General features: G+C 38.8%; 6 protein-coding genes. 3 read left to right on the top strand and 3 right to left on the bottom strand.

The genetic code is table 11. The features are described from left to right. Window positions 1-66 precede the first annotated feature (66 nt). A complete protein-coding gene (locus CUN59_RS17135; protein WP_104388983.1) occupies window positions 67-303 on the top strand; it encodes a UPF0175 family protein in 237 nt (78 codons plus the stop codon). A 221-nt stretch (window positions 304-524) separates the two neighbouring features. On the opposite strand, the gene rpaA is transcribed toward CUN59_RS17135, so the two are convergent. Continuing rightward, entirely contained in the window at window positions 525-1,268 is a 744-nt protein-coding gene (rpaA, locus tag CUN59_RS17130) for a two component system response regulator RpaA (RefSeq protein WP_104388982.1), read from the bottom strand. A 143-nt stretch (window positions 1,269-1,411) separates the two neighbouring features. Between rpaA and CUN59_RS17125 the strand changes: the two genes are divergently transcribed. Next, window positions 1,412-2,479 (top strand): YheT family hydrolase, encoded by a 1,068-nt coding sequence (locus CUN59_RS17125; protein WP_104388981.1) that lies wholly within the window; start codon window positions 1,412-1,414, stop codon window positions 2,477-2,479. 44 nt (window positions 2,480-2,523) lie between these two features. After that, the gene (hetI, locus tag CUN59_RS17120; protein ID WP_104388980.1) at window positions 2,524-3,234 is read left to right on the top strand and encodes a 4'-phosphopantetheinyl transferase HetI; all 711 of its coding nucleotides are present in this window, start codon (window positions 2,524-2,526) and stop codon (window positions 3,232-3,234) included. Window positions 3,235-3,282: 48 nt separating this feature from the next. On the opposite strand, the gene ctpC is transcribed toward hetI, so the two are convergent. Together ctpC and CUN59_RS17110 are read right to left on the bottom strand one after the other, a co-directional pair. Continuing rightward, the gene (gene ctpC, locus CUN59_RS17115) at window positions 3,283-4,566 is read right to left on the bottom strand and encodes a carboxyl-terminal processing protease CtpC (protein WP_104388979.1); all 1,284 of its coding nucleotides are present in this window, start codon (window positions 4,564-4,566) and stop codon (window positions 3,283-3,285) included. A 131-nt stretch (window positions 4,567-4,697) separates the two neighbouring features. Further along, window positions 4,698-4,986: zinc ribbon domain-containing protein (locus CUN59_RS17110; protein WP_165790220.1), on the bottom strand; the 289-nt coding region annotated here is incomplete at its 5' end.

Here is a 4,986-nt window from a genome sequence, read left to right as displayed (position 1 = left end):
AACTTTTTCAGCAAACCCTACCTATGTGTTATAACTCCTCTAATCTGTGTTAACAGGAGGATCACAATGAGCTTAGTCATTTCCGAAGATATTGTTCAAGCCAGTGGATTATCAGAAAAAGAATTAGTTTTAGAGTTGATTATCTTCTTATTTCAAAGAAAAAAAATTAGTATTGGTAAAGCGTCTGAACTAGCACAAATGCCATTACTACAATTTCAGAATGAATTAGCTATCAGAAACATTAATATTCATTATGATGACACTGATTTAGATGTTGATTTAAAAAACTTTGCTAATAATTAGGGGACAATTGGGTGCAGATAAATTTCACTTAGGGCTTGCTGAATAAACCAAAAACCTAGATATATTAAGAGTTTCAGGCTTAAAAAAGTGAATTAGGTGCAAGGAATAAACATTAAAAACCTATCACTTTCTCAGATTCGCTTTATATAGCAGTTGAAAAGGGGTAGGGGGTGGAGATACTGTCCACACCCCTAGACTAACTGGGGATATTTAACCAGAGTTCACTCAACAATTGTGGCGATCGCTTCCTCACTCGGAGGAGGTACACTAGGTAACTCTAGACAATATCCCGCACCATAGACAGTTTTAATGTAGCGTGGATGACGAGGATCGGGTTCGAGTTTTGTCCTCAAGTGGCGAATATGTACCCGAATAGTCTCAATGTCATCATCAGGATCATAACCCCAAACTTCTCTGAGGATTTCACTGGGAGAAACCGTTTGTCCATGACGTTGTAACAGACAGTGAAGTAATTCAAACTCTAAATGAGTCAGTTTCACCGTTGCTTTGAACCAAATCGCCTCAAATCTTTCAGGAACAAGGGTTAGGGGTCCATAGTTGAGAATTTCGCTATGTTTTGCAGCTTGGGGAATTCGGTCAGTACGTCGCAACAAAGCCCGCACTCGTGCCAATAATTCTTCTACCTCAAAGGGTTTGGTAAGGTAGTCATCTGCACCAGCATTAAATCCTTCTACCTTATCCTGAGTTTGGCTTAAAGCAGTCAACATCAATACAGGAATTTCCGCAGTACGTTCATCCCGACGTAAGCGTTGACAAACTGTAAACCCATCTACCCTAGGTAGCATCAGATCGAGCATGATTAAGTCGGGTTGTAGCTGGAGAGCCAGCGCTTGACCTTTGATGCCGTCTTCAGCTTGACTAACATCGTAGCCAGCCATTTCCAAGTTGACGGCAACAAGTTCTGAAATCGCTGGGTCATCGTCTATGACAAGAATCCTCGGCATTCTTAAAAAATTATGACTACTTTATTTAAGGATAAATAGAACCTTTGGTATATACAAAGATTACCATCTCAATTATAAAAAATATTTTAAATCTAATATAAATATTAAAATTAAATGATTGTGAAATTCGTTATACTAGCATTATGTATAAATACGAGTATTTACCGCCCTATTTTTTGCGAAATGGCGTGGCCATGACAACCTATATCGCTTTGTGGGCTTGTCGGGATTGGGATAGTAAAACTACTCATCCAGAACCAAAATATCACGAAGTTATCTTCACAGGTGGTCAGGGTGTGCCAATTTTTGGTCAGGTCGCCATCCCCCCCAATGCCCATGGTACAATTGTTGGTACTTATGGGATTACTGGAGAACTAGATCAACAATGGTTTTTGCAAATTTTGGGACGTAAAGCTTACGCCCAGGGTTATGCTGTGGTGTTATTTGATTGGCGAGCGCATGGTAAAACCGCAGAATTATCACCAACATTGACATCTGATGGTTTGTATGAAGGGGAAGATTTTGTCAGAATTGCCCAAACTGCTGCAAAAATAGGTTGTCCTTCACCATTTTGGTTTACAGGCTATTCTTTAGGAGGACAATTGGCACTGTGGGGCGTGAAGGCAGCCACAGATCTAGCACCTCAAGATATTGATATTGCCGGTGGGGCGGTGATTTGTCCGAGTTTGGATTCCTTGCGATCGCTCACATATTTAGTTACACACCCTTTCGGTAAATATGTTGAGTCCCGTATTGCCAAAGAGTTGAAAAAACTCGCTTGGAAAATTCATGGAGCTTATCCTGAATCTATTCAACCAGAAGCTATTGCCAGGGCTAATAGCATTTGGGGATTTGACGAAGAACTGGTAATTGAACGTTTAGGTTTTGCCACCGTTGCCGACTACTATCAAGCCAGCAGTGGGTTAGAATTATTACCTCAACTATCTAAGCCCACCTTAATTTTATATGCTGCCGATGACCCCTTATTTGATCCTGCTATTATTCCTGATTTAGAAACCGCTGCTAGTAAAAATTCTGATATAGATTTATTACTCACCCGCTATGGTGGTCATGTTGGTTACATAAGTAGTAAAAAATGTCAAAATCAATATCAAGATCCTGATCAATGGTGGGCTTGGAATCGCATTTTAGAATGGATAGAAACAAGACGTAGCCAAAAAATTGAAAATGTTTCTCTGCAAAAGTTCTAAAACATTCTGTATCCTGAATCCTTACATTTTAATTATTAGCGATTGTGTTTAATTACAACTGGCTACCTGCACCCAAAAACCTAATTTTATCATCTGATGATGTGCATATTTGGCGGATTAATCTCCACCAGTCAGAATCACAATTACAAGCTTTGCAAGCAACTTTATCCAGTGATGAAATTACTCGCGCTGAAAGGTTTTATTTTCCCGAACATCGGCAAAGATTTATCGCTGGACGCGGCACTCTTCGCACCATTTTAGGGCAATATTTAGGTATTGATCCCAAACAAGTAGAATTTGCATATCAAGCCCGTGGTAAGCCTTTATTAGCGGCTAAATTTGCGGATAGAGGATTATTATTTAATTTATCCCATTCCCAAAATTTAGCTTTATTGGGGCTAAGTTATCAACATCAAATAGGTGTAGATTTAGAATATATTCGTACTATGTCTGACTTAGAAAGTCTGGCTAAACGCTTCTTTTCACCTAGAGAATATGAACACTTACGTCTAGTTTCTCCAGCAGAACAGCAACAAATATTTTTTCGTTATTGGACTTGCAAAGAAGCCTATTTAAAAGCTACAGGATATGGTTTAGTCCAATTAGAAGAAATTGAAATTGATTTAACACCAAATCAACCTAGTCAATTATTGGTTTCAGGAAATTGGACCTTAAGAGAATTAACAGCAGGAGAAAATTTTGCCTCTGCGGTTGTAGTGGCAAATAGTCACATTAATTTGCATTGCTGGGAGTGAGGCAGGAGGGGCGAACGGCCGTTCGCCCGTACAACTGTCAACCCCTATTTAATTGTTCTTGGTTGTATTAGTATTACCAGCAGCTTGTTTACCTAATAATTGTACAGCTTTAGCAAATTCAGGATCTTCCATAGTTGCCAGTTTATCCCTTCCACGCAACCATAACTCTTGACGTTGGGCATCGGTTAATTTTACCTTGACATCGGGATCAATACCATGTTTATTAATATCTTTCCCACTGGGAGTATGATATTTAGCAATAGTCACAGCCAAACCGGAACCAGATTTTAAAGGTTGCACAGACTGAACTAACCCCTTACCAAAGGTTTGATTTCCGACTAAAATCGCCCGTTTATTATCTTGTAATGCCCCAGAGAGGATTTCACTAGCACTAGCTGACCCCTTATCTACTAATACCACCAATGGCTTGTTAGTTAAAGCCGAGCCATTAGCAACTTGTTGATCTTGCATACCTTTGCGATCAATAGTAGAAACAATTGTACCTGTATTCATCCACATCTGTGCTATTTCTACACTGGCGTATAGTAACCCGCCCGGATTGCCACGTAAATCTAAAATATAGCCAGAAACCTGTTTACCTTCTAAATTTTTAATAGCATCCTTCATTTCCTTGCTGGCATTGGCGCTAAATTGATTTAAGCGAATATAGCCAATGTTGCCAGATGGGGTTTTCTTTTCTGAAAAGCGGACAGGATGAATTTCAATTCGCGCTCTTTGGATGTTAAACTGTTTTTTCTGACCATTGCGGAGAATCGTTAACTTCACCCTTGTTCCTGATTCACCACGAATGAGAGATACTGCATCATTAGTATCCATCTGTTTCGTACTTTTGCCATCAATCTCCAGAATTACATCTTTCGCTAAAATACCCGCTTTAAATGCTGGTGTGTCTTCAATAGGGGCAATCACAACTAGTTGTTTGGTTTTTTCGTCTTGACTAATAGTGATACCAATACCTGTAAGTTCACCAGAGGTATCAACCTGCATATTTTTAAATTCTTCAGGATCCATAAACCGGGTATAGGGGTCTTCTAGCTTTTTGAGCATCTCCCGGACGGACTTGTATGCTTCCTTATCATCAGCATAGGTCTTACTTAGATATTCTTTCCGTACAGCTTGCCAATCTACCTGGTTAAAAGTGCCATCTACATAACGGTAGTAGATAATCTGCCAAACTTCATCTATTAAATCTTTATGACTATCTTTAAATGAAGCTTTACCAATTGAGTGTATGCCTAAGCCAGTAGCAGCAATTGTAGACAAAGCTACTACCGTAGCACCTAAAACCAGCTTACTCTTTGTAATTACCATAGTGACAACTGTGTCAAAGGAAAAAATATATATCAAGTATGCCCAATCTAACACAGGGATTGAAGATTGGGGATAGGAAATTGGAAATTACAGGTTATTGTAGGTATCCGATACTTTTTTGCTAACTAACGCTAACAAATACATAAGTTGAGATTCTCTCTCAACCAAGGCGTATCAACCAATGCACGAAGATAAATTCCTCGCGCACCATTCAAATCTCGGTTCATAGTTCTACTATCTATCTGAGATTTGATAGTTTTAGATCCTCCTAGATTATTGATAATTTCACCAGTCCAACTTACTGTTTTTGAAGTATATGCTTCATTAACATCAATTACTATTTTATGAAATTCACTCGCTTTGTGTTTGATAAATTTCTTAAACTTGTAATGACTTAAAGTAAGCATTTGTCGAACTGAC

Origin of the sequence: Cuspidothrix issatschenkoi CHARLIE-1, from assembly GCF_002934005.1 — a bacterium.
GTDB lineage: Bacteria > Cyanobacteriota > Cyanobacteriia > Cyanobacteriales > Nostocaceae > Cuspidothrix > Cuspidothrix issatschenkoi.
Note: the sequence above shows the minus strand (reverse complement) of the source record. Positions and strands in the feature narration are given on the sequence as shown.